This window comes from Paenibacillus sp. FSL R5-0341, assembly GCF_037975235.1.
Lineage (GTDB): Bacteria > Bacillota > Bacilli > Paenibacillales > Paenibacillaceae > Paenibacillus > Paenibacillus amylolyticus_A.
The window spans coordinates 115,731-132,038 of the sequence record NZ_CP150241.1; the positions used below are offsets into that span (position 1 = coordinate 115,731).

The window sequence follows — 16,308 nt, forward strand, 5'->3', positions numbered from 1 at the left end:
ATCTACAGCATGTATATGTTTGCAATGGGCCAATTATTAGTTAAAATATTTGTATCAACTCTTGGAGGCTATAAACATGGACCAAAACGAGCAAAACGGCAAAAAACAGATTGCCTTGAATATCGTTAGTGCAAAAAGCAAGCATAAAGGCTTCGGTGCAGGCTCCATTGATCTGAACAACCTTTCTCCGGTCATTATTGATAATGGCGAAGCCAAAATTGATATCGGTGCGATGCATGCGAAGAGCAAAGTGGAGCGCAATATCAAGTTCTCGACGAATCGTGAGGATGTACCCAATGGACGCCAAGTATGGCTGGTGTGGGTAGCTGTGGATCGCACAGAAGAAGGGCAACTGTATGGTGGAGCAACGGCATGTGAGATGTGGATTGACACAGAAGCAAGACGTGGATGGAAACTGCTGGCGGAACATGTGAATCGCATGGATTATGCCATGAAGCGCCGTTTCATGCTGGATGAGCTCGGACCGGAAGCTCGGGCCGCACTCAAGACGCTGTTGATCTCGCACAACGAAGATTGGTGGAATGCTTCTCCGGATGTATTGAAGGAAGCACTCGCCTAAGTTAGATGATTCAACACAGTATAAAAGAAAAAAGCAAAAGGCCCCTTACCGGAAAGTTCGGTGGGGGCCTTTTTGCTTGTGTATTAACAGTATTCATCACTCTGAATAATTACGAGTTTTTATCCCAAGTGAATTTCCATATGCTCAATGTAACCAGGGGTCAAAGGTGACGCAACTAAGTCATTGCGCATTTGCGTCATTCTACCCACCAACGTTTGAAATCTCCCCACCAGGAATGCTTCTCTTCCTGTATGCCTTGTTGATTCTGTACCTGACGGGTTTTCTCATCTTCTCCTGCATCCGAATCATCCGTCGTACCATGACATACCTCTTTCGGTTCGGTGCCATCAATAAAGACTTCCAGTCGCTTCTCTTCACAGCCATTGCCTGCCAGCTTGCCGGATTCCGGGTCGATATAGACACTGACAACATGATCAGGTACGGTGAAAATTTTGGGTGGTACGCTCGCAAGGGCCTGCTCTGTGAACTGGGCAAAGATCGGTGCCGCCCGGCGGCCATCCGAAGTGGAGATGGCTTTGCCTTGGTCGTAACCAACCCATACCGCGGTGGAGAGCTCAGGTGTGAATCCAACCAACCAGGCATCGGTATTGGTTGTGCCCGTTTTTCCGGCTACCGGACGTTTAATCGCTGCAGACACCCGGTTACCCGTTCCCCCACTTTCGAAGACACTTTCCATTAAACGAGTCAGTACATAAGCTGCCGCAGGTTCCACAACAGTCTCAGCCTTCGTCTGCGGCGATTCGTAGAGCACACGGCCTGCGGCATCCGTCACTTGTAGAATAGCGACAGGTGGTGTTCGTTGTCCACCAGCAGCGATGACAGAAAAGGCGGAAGCCATCTCCAGCGGACTAACAGGTGAGGTTCCCAGTGCAAGAGAGGGCACGGCGCTCAGGTTACTTGTAATGCCCAGATTTTTTGCCATACTCACAACCTGCTCAGGACCGATCTGCATAATGGTGTTCACCGCATAGATATTGTCTGAAGCCGCGATCGCCTGCCTAAGATCAATCTCACCTAGATACTTGTCTCCGAAATTGCCAGGTTTATAGGTTTTGCGGTCGTTGTCATAATGAAACAGGGTAGGTTCACTGTTAAACATGGATGCACTGGTAAGCTGTTTGGACTCCAGGGCTGCCAGATACATAATTGGTTTAAACGCCGAACCCGGTTGGCGTGTAGTCGCTAATACATGGTTTATCTGATTGGTGCGGTAATTCTTGCCGCCCACCATGGCTTTGATGTAGCCTGTGCGAGGGTCAATGGACACGAGGGCCGTCTCCAGCTCGCTTTTGGCATCCATACCTTTCGCTATGGCGTCTTCAGCTGCTTTTTGTACACGTAGATCCAGGGTGGTGTAGATGTTTAATCCTCCGTGATCCAGCATTGCTTCACTGATTCCCAGTTCTTTGATAGCCAGACTCCGAATATAGTCACGGAAATACGGGGCGCTTTCCACCGTTTTACGCTCACTTTCCGGTTTGAACGAAAGCACTTTCTCATAGGCCTTATCGGCTTCGGTCTGTGTGATCTCACCGATATCAGCCATGGCATTCAGCACAATTTTCTGCCGGTCTTTGGCATTCTTCATATGGTTGTAGGGTGAATAGTAGGTGGGTCCTTTCGGGATTCCTGCCAACATGGCGCTCTCTGCGAGATCCAGCTGTTTGGCTGATTTGCCAAAATACATCCGCGAAGCCGCTTCGATTCCGTACGCTCCATGCCCATAATAGATTTCATTCAGATACATCTGCAAAATTTCATCCTTACTGTATTTCATCTCCAATTGCGCCGTGTACATGGCCTCCTTGGCTTTACGAGTCCATGTTTTCTCATGAGACAGATACAGGTTGCGCGCCAGTTGTTGGGTCAATGTACTTGCACCCTGCGACATCTGCATATGTTCGAGGTTAACGAGCACAGCCCGTCCCATTCCTTGCACGTCGAAACCGTAGTGATTATAGAATTTGCGGTCCTCTACAGCCAAAGTGGCATGGACCAGGTCTGGAGCGATGTCCTCCAGTTGAACAGGTACAGAATCTTTGCCACCTGCGGAGAAGGTAGCGATCACTTCACCTTGACTGTCCAGCAATCGGGAATTCCGATCAGAGTCTGCAAGAGGCAGGCTGGTTGCGTATAGGTACACCAATCCCGCAGCGGTAGCAAGCATGGCGAGAACGGCGAGCAGAGACAGGTTTTTAATGAATTTTCGTACACGGAACCCGCGTTTGCGGGTCTTTTGATTTGGCTTGGTCATGGAACGGGCTCCTCTCTTTTCTTCCAGTATGGGACTTGATTGGCAGGGATATTCAATCGGGTGCATAAGCAAACAAAATGTAGCATTTTCAACGGAAAAACCGTTTTGCAGTATAAACGTCAATCGCGTATAATGCAAAAGGGTAATGAAAAGGTAAGATTCGGCACAAGATACTAAAGCGCGTAAGGACGAACAGACGAATGGTCATTGTTTCATTGATTAGTCAGACGCTCTGCACGCTCTGGTCAAATTTAATCTATATAATGAAGTGAACCGCGGACCTTTCCCGCAGGCCAGCAATCATAACGCGATAATGGCGCCGAACGCTGGACGTGCTTGGGCGAACCGATTATAGTGCATAGCGCTTGGTCGGGTATGGCTGATCATTAACTTTACGGAAAGAAGGTAGAGATTATGGAATTGTGGTTTACGGAGAAACAGACCCCGGTATTCGGGATCACCGCGAAGATTAAGCAGACCTATGTTACAGAGAAAACCGATTTTCAAGACTTGGCCATGGTAGAAACCGAGGAATTCGGTAACATGTTGCTCCTTGATGGCATGGTGATGACTACCGTAAAAGACGAATTCGTATATCACGAAATGGCGGCACACCCTGCGCTGAACACTCACCCGAATCCAAAAAAAGTTCTGGTTGTCGGTGGCGGCGATGGCGGCGTCATTCGTGAAGTCATTAAGCATGCTGCTGTAGAAAAAGCAGTTCTCGTCGAAATCGACGGTAAAGTCATTGAATACTCTAAAAAATATTTGCCTGAAATCGCCGGCAAGTTGGACGAGCCTAATGTTGAAGTACTCGTAAACGACGGCTACATGCATATTATTGAACATAAAAATGAATACGATGTGATTATCGTAGACTCCACGGAGCCTGTAGGCCCGGCTGCGCCACTGTTTGAGCGTGGTTTCTACCAAGGTATCTACGAAGCACTCAAAGAAGACGGAATCTTCGTTGCCCAAACGGACAACCCGTGGTTCAAAGCGGATCTGATCCAGAAGGTGAACAAAGACGTCAAAGAAATCTTCCCGATCGTACATGTGTACGGCTGTAATATTCCAACCTATCCAAGTGGTTTGTGGACATTCACCATGGGTAGCAAGAAACATGACCCGCTTGAAGTGGATGAGACTCAAATCCCGGAGATGGATACCAAGTATTACTCTCCGCGTCTGCACAAAGCAGCATTTGTACTTCCTAAATTCGTGGAAGATTTAACGAAATAAAGGGGAAATCATTAATGAAACTGGATCAAGCTTATTCAGGAAACGTATTTATTTGCAGCTCTGAGGATTATGAGAACTCGAAAGCAGTTATCTATGGTATGCCGATGGATTATACTGTCAGCTTCCGTCCGGGTTCCCGTTTCGGCCCATCTCATATCCGTCAAGCATCGGTTGGACTTGAAGAGTACAGCCCGTATCTCGACAAAAGCATTGTAGACATGACGTACTTTGACGCTGGAGACTTGCTCTTGCCTTTCGGTAACGCGGGACGCAGCCTTGAAGTGATTCATGAATACATCGGCAGTCTGCTCGCTGACGACAAATTCCCAGTTGGTCTCGGTGGCGAGCATCTGGTTACTTGGCCAGTCATCCAACAGATGTACAAGAAATACCCGGATCTTATCCTGATTCATATTGATGCACACGCAGACCTTCGTGAAAACTATGAAGGCGAGCCCTTGTCCCACTCCACGCCAGTACGTAAAGCAGCTGAGTTGATGGGTGGCAAAAACATCTATCAGTTCGGTATCCGTTCCGGCTCTCGCGAGGAGTTCCAGTACGGTCGCGAGAACATCAACTTCTATCCGTTTGAAGTGGCAGCTCCGATGAAGGAAGCTCTACCGAAGATGGGCAACCGTCCGGTGTATGTGACCATCGACATTGATGTGCTTGATCCGTCAGCAGCACCAGGAACAGGTACAGCAGAAGCGGGCGGCATTACGTCCAAGGAACTGCTGGAAGCCATTCATATGATCGCAGGATCTGATGTAAATGTCGTTGGTTGTGACTTGGTTGAAGTTGCACCAATTTATGATCCAACACAACAGACACAGATTGTAGCTGCGAAGCTGATCCGTGAAATGCTGCTTGGATTCGTGAAATAGTCACAGAATAATTGATAAAAATCATGCTCTCTGTCTGCGCGGCTTCAAACCTGTGCAGGGGAGGGCATTTTTTTATTGATAAACGTTCATCTGCCTGTCCTCAACTACTCCAGCTTAAGGAACGGACTGGATGATAGATCAAAAAGTATTACGGCACACCCAATAACGAGGTTAAATTAAGTTAACTTAACTTAACTTAATTTAACTTTTATTCAGAGCTGTGCTATACTGACTACATCAGTATTTAGTAGTATATTAATTGATATATTACACTCGTGAAGTATATGGTGATCGGGTTCGGTCATATACTAAATAGAGCCTTTACCGCGTCAACGGTAAAGACTCATAGGACCCGAAAGGCTGTGGATTGCCACGGCACGCATGAACTAAATAATGCTATTCAAGCGAAACCCACCGTCAGGCGTCCAACCTTATGAGGTGGGTTTTCGCTTGTTACGAAACTTTTTGCGCAACCAACGGTAAAGCTTTCGCCCACTCAGTACAATACTGAGGATCGCAGCAATCCATCGGATTACATCAAGCAACGCCACAAGTTTGACCATCGACGTCACCCCCTTTCGGGAAGCTGCGCCGTGGTCTGGAAAACATCCACCGATATTAAAAGTCCATAACATTAATTATAGCACGTATGTTCCCGTGTCTCTACCATTTATTTCTTGTGTTACTACAGGCTCGCACATGCAGATATCTTGCCTTGGCATGACTCTATCTTAATATTTATGTATAATATGGAAATAGAGGTAGGTGAATGTGTATGCGTGTGATTCGGGCTCAATTGAGTATGTATCCCAAATGGCTAACTGTAGTTTTTATAGTGTTTGTCATCAATTTTGTATTAGCAGTGACGATATTTCTCAACTTTACGTTGATGGTGGCTAATCTGGCCATGCTTTTTGCTGCATATAGTATTCGGGAATATAAATACAACAAAATATATTTTAGTTTATGTCTTTTATTAAGTATCAGTTTTGTTATCCTTGCTGTGATGACGTATCCCATTTAACTTAGAGTACACACCGTTTGGTGATGAACCACCCTTGCCTACATGATCCAATCATGGGTAAAGGTGGTTTTTTTCTTGCGAAATTGTCATCGGGGTTTATCAGCTTGTTACGTTATAACCATCCGATTTGGGTAAAACCATAGAAGGAGGTGTTACGATGACAACCAAGAGTACAGTGACATGGAAGCGGATTGGTGCACTCGCATTATCGTTAACGCTGGCTTGGGGGATGGGACCGGTACATACGCTATCAGGTGCTAACGCTACATCCTCGCAGGCATGTGGAAAGGGAGATCATGGACTATCTACTACATTGAAAAAGGGCAGCGGTGTGGAGGAGCAACACCTGCAATTTACTGACATTGATTTTCTTAATGATACGACTGGACGAGCTGGGGGTGAAGGCTTCCTGATCGGTACCTCGAATGCAGGATGTACGTGGCAGTCCATATATACCGGGCAGTGGCAATTCTCACAGCTTGATTTTCCGAATAATGTGAATGGATATGCGTTGGCACAAGTGAAAAATTCACCTGCAACCTATCTGATCCGTACCCATGATGGGGGATCGCACTGGAAGCGGATCGATACGCCGGGCATTCAATTCACTCGAATCGATTTTCGCAACAAAGATGTAGGTTATGGTTACACCTATAATGGTGCATATCAGACGAAGGATGGCGGGGTAACCTGGCACAAAATGAATACACCTGCCAACACACGTGCAGCTGCTTTTGCGACAGAGAAGCAAGGGTATGCCGTCGTGGTTGTACCCGGATCGGGATATCATTTGAAGCAAACGAGTGATGGTGGCAAGAATTGGACAACCTCTCTTCGAGTTGTCTCAGACACCTGGAGTGGAGCAGATCTGTATGCACATGGCCAGCAAGTATGGGCCCTTCTGTATGGTGATGCAGGTATGTCCCAACAATCCTACTCCCTCTATGCGAGCGGTAATCAAGGCAAGAACTGGACCCAAGTATTTGCGCAATCTACAGCAGGAGGAGGACCTGCACCCGGTACAAACAGTACGGGCAAAGGAACCGGACCAGCCAACCCGGGTGGTCATCCCGGCAACATGGCGTTGATTGGTAATCAGACGGCTTATCTGTCCGCAGGTTCACCGGCAGCTGGCAAAGTGGGTATTGGGCGTTCTTATGATATAGGTTCCACGTGGAAAAACGTTGACTTGAAAGATCCAGGGTACAGTTCGCGTATCTCTTTCCCATCGGCCAAGACGGGTTGGCTCGTCGTAACAAGTGATAACTCCCCTGCGATTTATCAGACTACAGATGGTGGAACGACGTGGATACAAAAAATGTTGTTGCCTTCAGAGCAGGATTAAGTGCTTGTTATCTGAAATAACAACCAGGCAAATCCAAATTAGAAATGAATGATAATCAATTTGGTATGTCTCTGCATGGATTCTATAACAAACAAGCCTCTTCCTAAAAAATACACAGGAAGAGGTTTGTTTGTTATAGAAATAAAAACGGTTGAAACCTACTCCAAAACGAGTTATTGTAAGCGATAACAATACAATTTATGGGGGTTGAAATCATGGTTGATGTTATTCTAAAGGCAGATTCAGACCAAGGATTAATAAATCGCAATATATATGGTCATTTTTCCGAACACTTGGGACGTTGTATTTATGAGGGGCTGTGGGTAGGAGAAGATTCACCTATTCCGAATACGGATGGGATTCGGAATGATGTGTTAACGGCCTTGCAGAAGCTTAATATACCAGTGCTTCGCTGGCCAGGAGGTTGTTTTGCCGATGAATATCACTGGAAGGATGGTGTAGGTCCGAAGAGTGAGCGTGCTCGTATGATCAATACGCACTGGGGTGGTGTGGAAGAGAACAACCACTTTGGTACGCATGAATTCATGAGATTATGTGAGTTGCTCGGCACGGAGCCATATATTAGTGGCAATCTGGGTAGCGGTACAGTGCAGGAGATGCAGGAATGGGTGGAGTACATCACGTTTGACGGCGAATCCCCGATGGCGAACTGGCGGAAAACTAACGGCCGGGAAGAACCGTGGAAACTGAAATATTTTGGCGTGGGAAATGAGAACTGGGGATGCGGCGGAAATATGCGCCCTGAATATTATGCGGATGAATATCGCCGGTATGCTACATATGTACGTAACTATTCCGGAAACGAGATTTATAAAATCGCTTGCGGACCGAACGAAGGTAACTATGAATGGATGGAAGTCCTGATGCGGGAGGCTGCTCGCTTTATGGATGGAATCAGTCTTCATTATTACACTATCCCTACAGGAGAGTGGAATGATAAAGGCGCAGCTACAGGATTTGGTGAGGCTGAATGGTTCACTACCTTGAAAAAGACGCTCCATATGGATGAATTACTGGTGAAGCACTCCGAGATTATGGACAAATATGATCCAGAAGGCAGAGTCGGCATTATTGTGGATGAATGGGGTACGTGGTATAACGTTGAGCCGGGAACCAACCCAGGTTTCTTATATCAACAGAATACGATGCGGGACGCTGTGCTTGCAGGCGTTAACCTGAATATTTTCAACCAACATAATAAACGGGTACAGATGGCAAATCTTGCTCAGATCGTCAATGTGCTTCAATCGCTTGTGCTCACGGAGGGTGACAAAATGCTCCTGACCCCTACGTATCATGTATTTGATATGTATCAGGTTCATATGGATGCGCAGCGACTGGATTTGAATTATGAAAGCCCAGGATACACATTCGGAGAAGAGACCATTCCGCAGCTCAGCTTATCAGCATCCCGCAACAAAGATGGGATCATTCATGTGACGGCTTGTAATCTGAGTCACACGGATGAGTTGGAAGTCGTGTGTCAGCTGGAAGCAGCTCAAGCGGCTAAAGTATCCGGGCAGATTTTGCATCATGCTGATTTTGGTGCATTCAATACGTTTGAACAACCGAGTCAAGTTCAGCCTATGGCGTGGGATGGAATCACACTGGAGAATAACACATTGCGTTTTGTACTTCCACCAGCATCGGTTGGGGTGCTCGCTGTAGAGGGTTAATGAATGAAAAGGCAGGAACCTTGCAAGGGATGCAATGATCAGTATGATGTGAAGATCAGCGATGCCAAAATGGCCAGACTTGTGGAGATGGCCTCACGCTCGCGTTCGACCGTACAGGATGAGGAATATGAGCGGCGACTATCCATCTGCTCTGCCTGTCCAGGATTACAATATGGCACAACCTGTAGGCATTGTGGTTGTCTCGTACAGGTGCGAGCGAAGCTGAGCGAGTCGACATGTCCTTTTCCTTATGAATCCCAATGGGCCTGATCGGATGAACGAATCTTATTATAATGAAGCAAAAGGGAGTTGCACTTTACAGGTGTGGCTCTTCTTTTTTGGCTTGATGAGGAAAAAACTCTGAATTTGGATTTGAATTGAGCGAGGGAACTGGATATAGTTATACAGTAGAGTGTAGGATAGCGAGCTATCCGGGAATATGAGCGCGTATAGCGACACAACAATACGGGAAGGGCTGTTCTCACCGGCCGTGCCTGATTTTGCGTCGCCTCGAATATAATGGAGGTTAACATTCATGTCGAACATGCGACCGGTACACATCCGGCTGCACAGCCGTTATGAAGGTGAAGATGTGCTGCAGGAAATGCAGGGTGAAGCCGTGTTGAAAGGGTCCGTTCTTTATGTTCGTTATGAAGAACCGCAGGTTGGACCCGAGGGAGGCATAACCCGCACCACATTGAAGCTGGGCGGACAATCCATCAAGATTATACGTCATGGTGAGGTTGAATCGGAGCAGACTTTTGAATTGAATCGGAAGCTTCCTGGTTTCTACCGATCGCCATACATGTCGTTTGCCCTGTCCACGCATACACAGCAGCTGGAACTTTCCATTCAGGGATTGAGCGCACGCGCAGCGTGGAGCTACGACTTTTACCGCTTTGATGAAGAATCCGGACATTTCGCGATTAGTTTGCATATACAGGAGGAACCAATTTCATGACACGTAATCCACTAGATACGATTAACGAACGGGTAAGCACGGCCATCGGTAACGCCATTGTGGCTGCCGGAATTGTCACGCAGGATGAATTGCCAGCCATCACACTGGAAGTGCCGCGTGAGAAGACTCACGGGGACTTGGCGACCAATGCTGCCATGCAGCTGACCAAGATTGCCAAGCGCAATCCGCGTCAGATTGCTGAAGAGATCATTGCCAATCTGAATCTGGCTGAAGCAGGAATTGAGAAGGCAGAGATTGCTGGTCCGGGATTCATTAACTTCAAATTGGACAAGAGTTACCTTTACCCAGTACTTGCGCTTGTGCAAGAGCAGGGTAAAGATTACGGAAGAATTAGTATCGGAGAAGGACGCAAAGTCGAGATGGAGTTTGTCAGTGCCAACCCGACAGGCAGTTTGCATCTGGGTCATGCCCGAGGAGCAGCTGTAGGGGATGCACTATGTAACATCCTTGACTACGCAGGATATGATGTAACCCGTGAATACTACATTAATGATGCAGGTAATCAGGTGTTTAATCTGGCTCGTTCTATTGAAGCTCGTTATCTGCAAGAGCTGGGTCAGGATGCTGAGATGCCTGAAGACGGTTATCATGGCGAAGATATTAAAGGATTCGCCAAGCAGCTTGTTGCTGAAAAGGGTGAAGAATTGCTGTCCATGCATCCCGGTGACCGTGCGGCTTATTTCCGTGACTTTGGTCTGGAGAAGGAACTGGACAAGATCAAACGTGACTTGAATCGCTTCCGTGTTAACTTTGACATCTGGTTCAGCGAAACTTCCCTGTATGACAACGGAGAAGTGCTGCGAGTATTGGATGAATTGCGTGACCGCAATGAGATCTATGAGCAAGACGGGGCAACTTGGCTGAAAACGATGCAGTATGGTGATGACAAAGAACGTGTATTGATCAAGAACGATGGCACATATACTTACCTGACGCCGGATATTGCTTATCACCGTGATAAGTATGCGCGTGGATACGACACGATGATTAACATCTGGGGTGCGGATCACCATGGATATATTCCACGGATGAAAGCCGCGATGCAAGCACTGGGCAATGACCCTGAGAAACTGGTGGTCCTGATTGCACAGATGGTGAGCTTGTTCCAGAACGGTGAAAAAGTGAAGATGTCCAAGCGTACAGGTAAAGCTGTAACGATGGAAGATCTGATGGATGAAGTCGGCATTGATGCCATCCGTTACTTCTTCACCATGCGCAGCATGGACTCCCATCTGGACTTTGACATGGACCTTGCGATTTCGACATCCAATGAGAATCCGGTATTCTATGTACAATACGCGCATGCACGTGTATGCAGCGTATACCGTCAGGCTGAAGAACAAGGTATTGAACTGCTGCCACTGGCACAGATTGACCTGTCCAAGCTGACAACAGAGCATGAGTATGACCTTCTCCGCAAAATGGGAGAGTTGCCTGAGGAAATCTCGGCAGCAGCAACAGGATATGCGCCTCATCGTATCATCCGTTATGTATACGAGCTGGCATCCCTGTTCCACAGCTACTACCGTGCAGAACGTGTCATTACGGAAGATGCGCAGCAAACTCAGGCACGTCTGGCACTGATCGGTGCTGTTCGTACCGTTATTGCAACAGCGCTTCGTCTGGTAGGCGTAACCGCTCCTGACAAAATGTAAATTCCATGCGAGCGGCACATCGCCGCTCTGCCTAAAACAAAAAGTCTCCACGTCCACGTTGAGTGTTTTCAACGTGGTACATGGAGACTTTTTTTGTGTTGTACCCGGGGCTGCAGAAACCTGCCTATCCCCTGGTACAACACAAGGTCTGCTCAGCCCTGCTCTGTCATTACAGCGGGAGCAAGCTAGAGGATTTGCCGCTATGCATTGCCTCTTCGCGCGTACTGTGCCGGGAGAGCTACTGCGTTTCGCGACCAAGCTTCAATCGAGTCCTGCTGATGGCCGGCAGAGCTGGATCACTCCCCGCCCTCCTGCATTAGCCGCAGGGCGTCAATCTCGCCACCGCGTACCTTGCTTTTCGCGGTGGTGGTCTTACGAGCGCGCAGCGGGATCGTAGCACGCTTGACGAGCGTTTTGATTTCACTAGGGGATAACCCCGGATGTTTTGCGAGCAGCAAGGCGATAGCGCCACTTACATGCGATGTTGCCATGGATGTACCACTCATCTCGTGATGCTTGCCCTGTACCCAGGAGGAAACGATTTTATCTCCAGGTGCATAGACATCCACGTATGCGCCGCGATTGCTGAAGGACGCAATACGTCTGTTTTTGTCGGTTGCCCCAACAGATATGGTCTGCGGATACCGTGCCGGATAATCAATACTGCGGCGTTTGCCGTCATTTCCTGACGAGGCAACAATGACGATTCCAGCATGGTATGCACGATTGACCACGTCAAGAAGCGCCTTGCTACGTGTTTTCATGCCAAAACTCATATTGATGATATCGACCTTGTTGCGCACACACCAGTCGATGCCAAGTACAATGTCGGATACATAAGCCGATCCGTTGTGGTCAAATGCTTTCACCGGATAGATCAGGGAGCGTGGAGCTACACCAATCATGCCTGCGGTGCTGTTGGCTGCAGCGATGGTCCCTGCAATGTGGGTGCCGTGTCCATTATCATCATGGGGAAGCAGGCTGCGATTTAACAGATTGATTCCGCGTGCCAGAGAATAACGAAGATCGGGGTGGTGGTAATCAGCACCTGTATCAATTACGCCGATTTTAATTCGGTGTCCGGTAGACACAGACCACACTTTGGGTGCCCGAATCTGCTTCACTCCCCAAGGTATGCCTTGGGCATTGCTCGGTTTACTGTGAAGTGCAGCGGCGTGAAGGGAGATGGGGACGTCTGCTTCAATCGTAATTTCATCCCCATAGCGGTACAGATCCTCCGGGCGTTGCACTGGGGCGATAATGGAACGAGCGAGTCGCGAAGAGCGAACAGCTCCAAGGTCGGTGAATTCGTTCCGCATTCGGGACAATTCCAGGAGACAGGCTTCATACTGCTGTGGTTTGGCAAATCGGATCAAATATCGCCCTCCCTGTTCTGGTTCAGGGCGTCGCATTCCGTCAATCAATTGATGCAATAAACCAGTATAGTCCATAATGGGCAGCCCCCTTCGGGATGAACATGCTGAGGTATTCTATGAATGCGCTCATCCCGCCGCATGGGGAACTTGCCCTTTTTTTACAAAAACACATTCTCTTCGTGTCAAAACGGGCGCAGGGACATATGATGGATGGAGAGCTAGAGGGCTCTTGCGGGGAACCTGGTGAGGAGCAATCCTTCAAGGGTATACAGTCAGAAGGCGGAGGGGACTCCGTCTTTTTTATTTTGGAGTTGTCTTTTTTGTGAATGAGGATATTTCAAGGAGTTTGATGTCAACTCACGTTCAATATATGGACATATTGGACCTGCTCTCCGCATTTGCATCACATCCATACATAAAAACTTGCTTTTTAACGCTAAATAGGTTTTACTTAGGTTTGTTAATGGATATGTTATACGTAACAGTCCAGTTCGTAGGGGTTAAAAAGTGAATTTTGTGTGAGAGGAAGTGTCTGCAGTGAGTACCTCGCTCAATTTGAAAATTGATAAAGAAAAGGTAAAAGAGATCCCTTTGGTGGACCTTGCCTTTATGGTGCTGAAAGCGGCTAATACGCCGTATTACTATCGTGACTTGATGAATGAGGTAGCGAAGCAGCGCGGAATGACTGATGAAGAAATCAACGAGTTTATCGCCCAGCTATATACCGAGATTAATATCGATGGTCGTTTTGCTTGCGTCGGTACGAGTCTGTGGGGCTTGAAGCGCTGGTATCCGGTAGCTGGAACAGAAGATTCCATGACGGGTGCGAAGCGTCCGCGTATCATCAACGATGAAGACGATGATCTGGAAGATGAAGACTTCGGTGAAGAAGAAGACAGCTATAACAGCGACGAAGACTTCGACAGCACGGATAAAGACGAAGATGAAGACGAAGAAGATGAAGACGAAGACGACATCTTTGATGAAGAAGACAGCGAAGAAGAAGTGCTGGTCGAAGATGACGATCTGGAAGATGAAGACCTCGAAGAAGACGAAGAAGAGTCCGAAAACGAGGATGAATTTGACGACGATTCTGATAATCGGTAGTCATTTTTGACGTCTATAATTTACCCGTTTCCCCGGAATAGTCAGCCTTGACAGCGGACGGGGTAACGGGTAAACTATTGCATGGGCTTATGAATGAGCGATAATATATTTATGTTTTTTATAGAAGGTGCCCCGTCCTGCGGGAGTACTTTTTTTTGTATTTTTAGAGGCATAATTTTGCAAAATGTTTTCATTTCCGCATGCTCCCGGCCAACATTTCGTGGCCCGTTTTTGTATATCAAAAACACCAAATGGAATGAAGGCTACCGGAATGTTTGCGCCATTTTTTGCTGTAGAACAACGTTTATTTAAACCGTCTTCGCAGAAAGAGCAGTTCGCAGATGCAGGGAATTTCTGCCATTGCTCTTTTTAACGATGATTACCTGGGAAACAGGTTACGATAACACCATATATCGCCTGAATTTCTGTACTTATATTAGGAGGGTAATAACAGTGACAAAGTATATTTTCGTGACGGGCGGAGTTGTGTCCTCCCTGGGCAAAGGGATTACGGCTGCTTCGCTGGGCAGATTGCTGAAAAACAGAGGGCTTAAGGTAACGATTCAAAAATTTGATCCATACATCAACATCGACCCAGGGACAATGAGTCCTTATCAGCACGGCGAGGTTTTTGTTACGGATGATGGCGCGGAAACGGATCTGGACCTTGGCCACTATGAACGTTTTATTGATATCAATCTCTCCAAAAACAGCAACGTCACGACTGGTAAAGTATACTCTTCCGTCATCAGCAAAGAGCGACGCGGGGAATATCTGGGCGGAACGGTACAAGTTATTCCACACATTACGAACGAAATCAAAGAGCGTGTATTCCGCGCTGGACGTGAAGCAGGTTCGGATGTTGTTATTACGGAAATTGGCGGAACAGTGGGCGACATCGAGAGCTTGCCTTTCCTGGAAGCTATTCGTCAAATCAAGAGTGATGTGGGTCGCGACAATGTAATGTACATCCACGTAACGCTTATTCCTTATATCAAAGCAGCTGGTGAAGTGAAAACAAAACCAACGCAGCACAGTGTTAAGGAATTGCGCAGCATCGGTATTCAACCGAATGTGATTGTATGCCGTACGGAGTATGAATTGTCTGACGACATGAAAGCCAAAATCGCTCTCTTCTGCGATATTGATGAGAATGCCGTGGTTGAATGTCGTGATGCAGACACGTTGTATCAAGTACCTCTGAACCTGCGTGAAGAAGGCTTGGATGAGATCGTGGTAAACCATCTGAAACTGACTACTCCTGCACCGGATATGAGCGAGTGGGAAGGGTTGGTTGACCGGATCAACAAGTTGGAGCATACGGTTGAGATCGCTATTGTTGGTAAATATGTTGCGCTGCACGATGCATATCTGAGTGTTGTTGAGTCCTTGTCCCATGCAGGATTTGCATCCAATGCTGATGTGAAAATTCGCTGGGTTCCTTCTGAGGATATTACAGATGAGAATGTAGGCGACCTGTTACATGGTATTGGCGGTATCCTTGTTCCTGGTGGATTCGGAGATCGTGGTATTGAAGGTAAAGTATCGGCAATTCGTTATGCTCGTGAGAAACAAATTCCGTTCTTCGGTATTTGCCTGGGTATGCAGGTTTCCGTTATTGAGTATGCACGTTCCATCGTTGGTTTGAATGGGGCAAACAGCTCCGAGATTAATCCGGCTACGGAATTCCCTGTGATCGATCTGTTGCCTGAGCAAAAAGATATTGAAAATCTGGGTGGCACGATGCGTCTGGGTCTGTATCCTTGTAAGCTTCAGGAAGGTTCTTTGGCGATGGCTTGTTATGATGACGAGCTGGTGTATGAGAGACACCGTCACCGGTATGAGTTCAACAATGAATACCGTGAAACGATCGAAAAAGCAGGACTGGTTATCTCGGGTACATCCCCGGATGGACGTCTGGTTGAGATCGTGGAACTTCCAGGACACCCATGGTTCCTGGCAGTACAATTCCATCCGGAATTCACTTCACGTCCGAACCGTCCGCAACCATTGTTCCGTGAGTTTGTAAAAGCTTCTCTGGAGAATGCGCAGAAGTAATACATGGTTTTAGTGTTAACGTAAAAGATATCAGGGATGTTCCTGGCAACCATAGCGGATGCCAGAACATCCCTTTTTTTGTG

13 protein-coding genes are annotated in these 16,308 nt (G+C 47.4%); 10 read left to right on the forward strand and 3 right to left on the reverse strand.

Annotated elements, in window-relative coordinates; all coding sequences use genetic code 11:
* Window positions 1-76 precede the first annotated feature (76 nt).
* Window positions 77-580: a YwhD family protein gene (locus MKX75_RS00560; RefSeq protein WP_062838130.1), complete on the forward strand. Its 504-nt coding sequence runs from the start codon at window positions 77-79 to the stop codon at window positions 578-580.
* A 196-nt stretch (window positions 581-776) separates the two neighbouring features.
* On the opposite strand, the gene MKX75_RS00565 is transcribed toward MKX75_RS00560, so the two are convergent.
* A complete protein-coding gene (locus MKX75_RS00565; protein WP_339167978.1) occupies window positions 777-2,855 on the reverse strand; it encodes a PBP1A family penicillin-binding protein in 2,079 nt (692 codons plus the stop codon).
* Window positions 2,856-3,269: 414 nt separating this feature from the next.
* Here MKX75_RS00565 and speE point away from each other — a divergent pair, with 414 nt between their 5' ends.
* Window positions 3,270-4,097 carry a polyamine aminopropyltransferase gene (speE, locus tag MKX75_RS00570; RefSeq protein WP_017691306.1) on the forward strand — a complete coding sequence of 276 codons (828 nt, stop codon included), beginning with the start codon at window positions 3,270-3,272 and terminating at the stop codon, window positions 4,095-4,097.
* Window positions 4,098-4,111: 14 nt separating this feature from the next.
* On the forward strand, window positions 4,112-4,981 hold the full coding sequence (speB, locus tag MKX75_RS00575; RefSeq protein ID WP_036607280.1) for an agmatinase: 870 nt from the start codon (window positions 4,112-4,114) through the stop codon (window positions 4,979-4,981).
* Window positions 4,982-5,412: 431 nt separating this feature from the next.
* Here the strand turns inward: speB and MKX75_RS00580 are convergent, their stop codons facing one another.
* Window positions 5,413-5,544, reverse strand: a complete 132-nt coding sequence (locus MKX75_RS00580; protein ID WP_260986711.1) for a hypothetical protein — start codon at window positions 5,542-5,544, stop codon at window positions 5,413-5,415.
* A gap of 618 nt (window positions 5,545-6,162) precedes the next feature.
* Here MKX75_RS00580 and MKX75_RS00585 point away from each other — a divergent pair.
* From MKX75_RS00585 to argS, 5 genes are all read left to right on the forward strand, one after another.
* Window positions 6,163-7,350 (forward strand): hypothetical protein, encoded by a 1,188-nt coding sequence (locus MKX75_RS00585; protein WP_339167981.1) that lies wholly within the window; start codon window positions 6,163-6,165, stop codon window positions 7,348-7,350.
* A gap of 215 nt (window positions 7,351-7,565) precedes the next feature.
* On the forward strand, window positions 7,566-9,047 hold the full coding sequence (locus MKX75_RS00590; protein WP_339167983.1) for an alpha-N-arabinofuranosidase: 1,482 nt from the start codon (window positions 7,566-7,568) through the stop codon (window positions 9,045-9,047).
* A gap of 3 nt (window positions 9,048-9,050) precedes the next feature.
* Window positions 9,051-9,317 carry a DUF6171 family protein gene (locus MKX75_RS00595; protein WP_076334183.1) on the forward strand — a complete coding sequence of 89 codons (267 nt, stop codon included), beginning with the start codon at window positions 9,051-9,053 and terminating at the stop codon, window positions 9,315-9,317.
* A 265-nt stretch (window positions 9,318-9,582) separates the two neighbouring features.
* Window positions 9,583-10,008 (forward strand): DUF1934 domain-containing protein, encoded by a 426-nt coding sequence (locus tag MKX75_RS00600; protein ID WP_076334182.1) that lies wholly within the window; start codon window positions 9,583-9,585, stop codon window positions 10,006-10,008.
* Window positions 10,005-11,684, forward strand: coding sequence for an arginine--tRNA ligase (argS, locus tag MKX75_RS00605; RefSeq protein WP_062838124.1), 1,680 nt, complete (start codon window positions 10,005-10,007; stop codon window positions 11,682-11,684). Before MKX75_RS00600 ends, argS begins: the two co-directional genes overlap by 4 nt.
* A gap of 296 nt (window positions 11,685-11,980) precedes the next feature.
* Here argS and MKX75_RS00610 read toward each other — a convergent pair whose 3' ends face one another.
* Window positions 11,981-13,135, reverse strand: coding sequence for a S8 family peptidase (locus tag MKX75_RS00610; protein WP_076334181.1), 1,155 nt, complete (start codon window positions 13,133-13,135; stop codon window positions 11,981-11,983).
* A 462-nt stretch (window positions 13,136-13,597) separates the two neighbouring features.
* On the opposite strand from MKX75_RS00610, the gene rpoE reads away from it, so the two are divergent.
* Window positions 13,598-14,167: a DNA-directed RNA polymerase subunit delta gene (gene rpoE / locus MKX75_RS00615; protein WP_062838121.1), complete on the forward strand. Its 570-nt coding sequence runs from the start codon at window positions 13,598-13,600 to the stop codon at window positions 14,165-14,167.
* A 453-nt stretch (window positions 14,168-14,620) separates the two neighbouring features.
* Window positions 14,621-16,225 (forward strand): CTP synthase, encoded by a 1,605-nt coding sequence (locus MKX75_RS00620; protein WP_062838120.1) that lies wholly within the window; start codon window positions 14,621-14,623, stop codon window positions 16,223-16,225.
* Window positions 16,226-16,308: the final 83 nt, after the last annotated feature.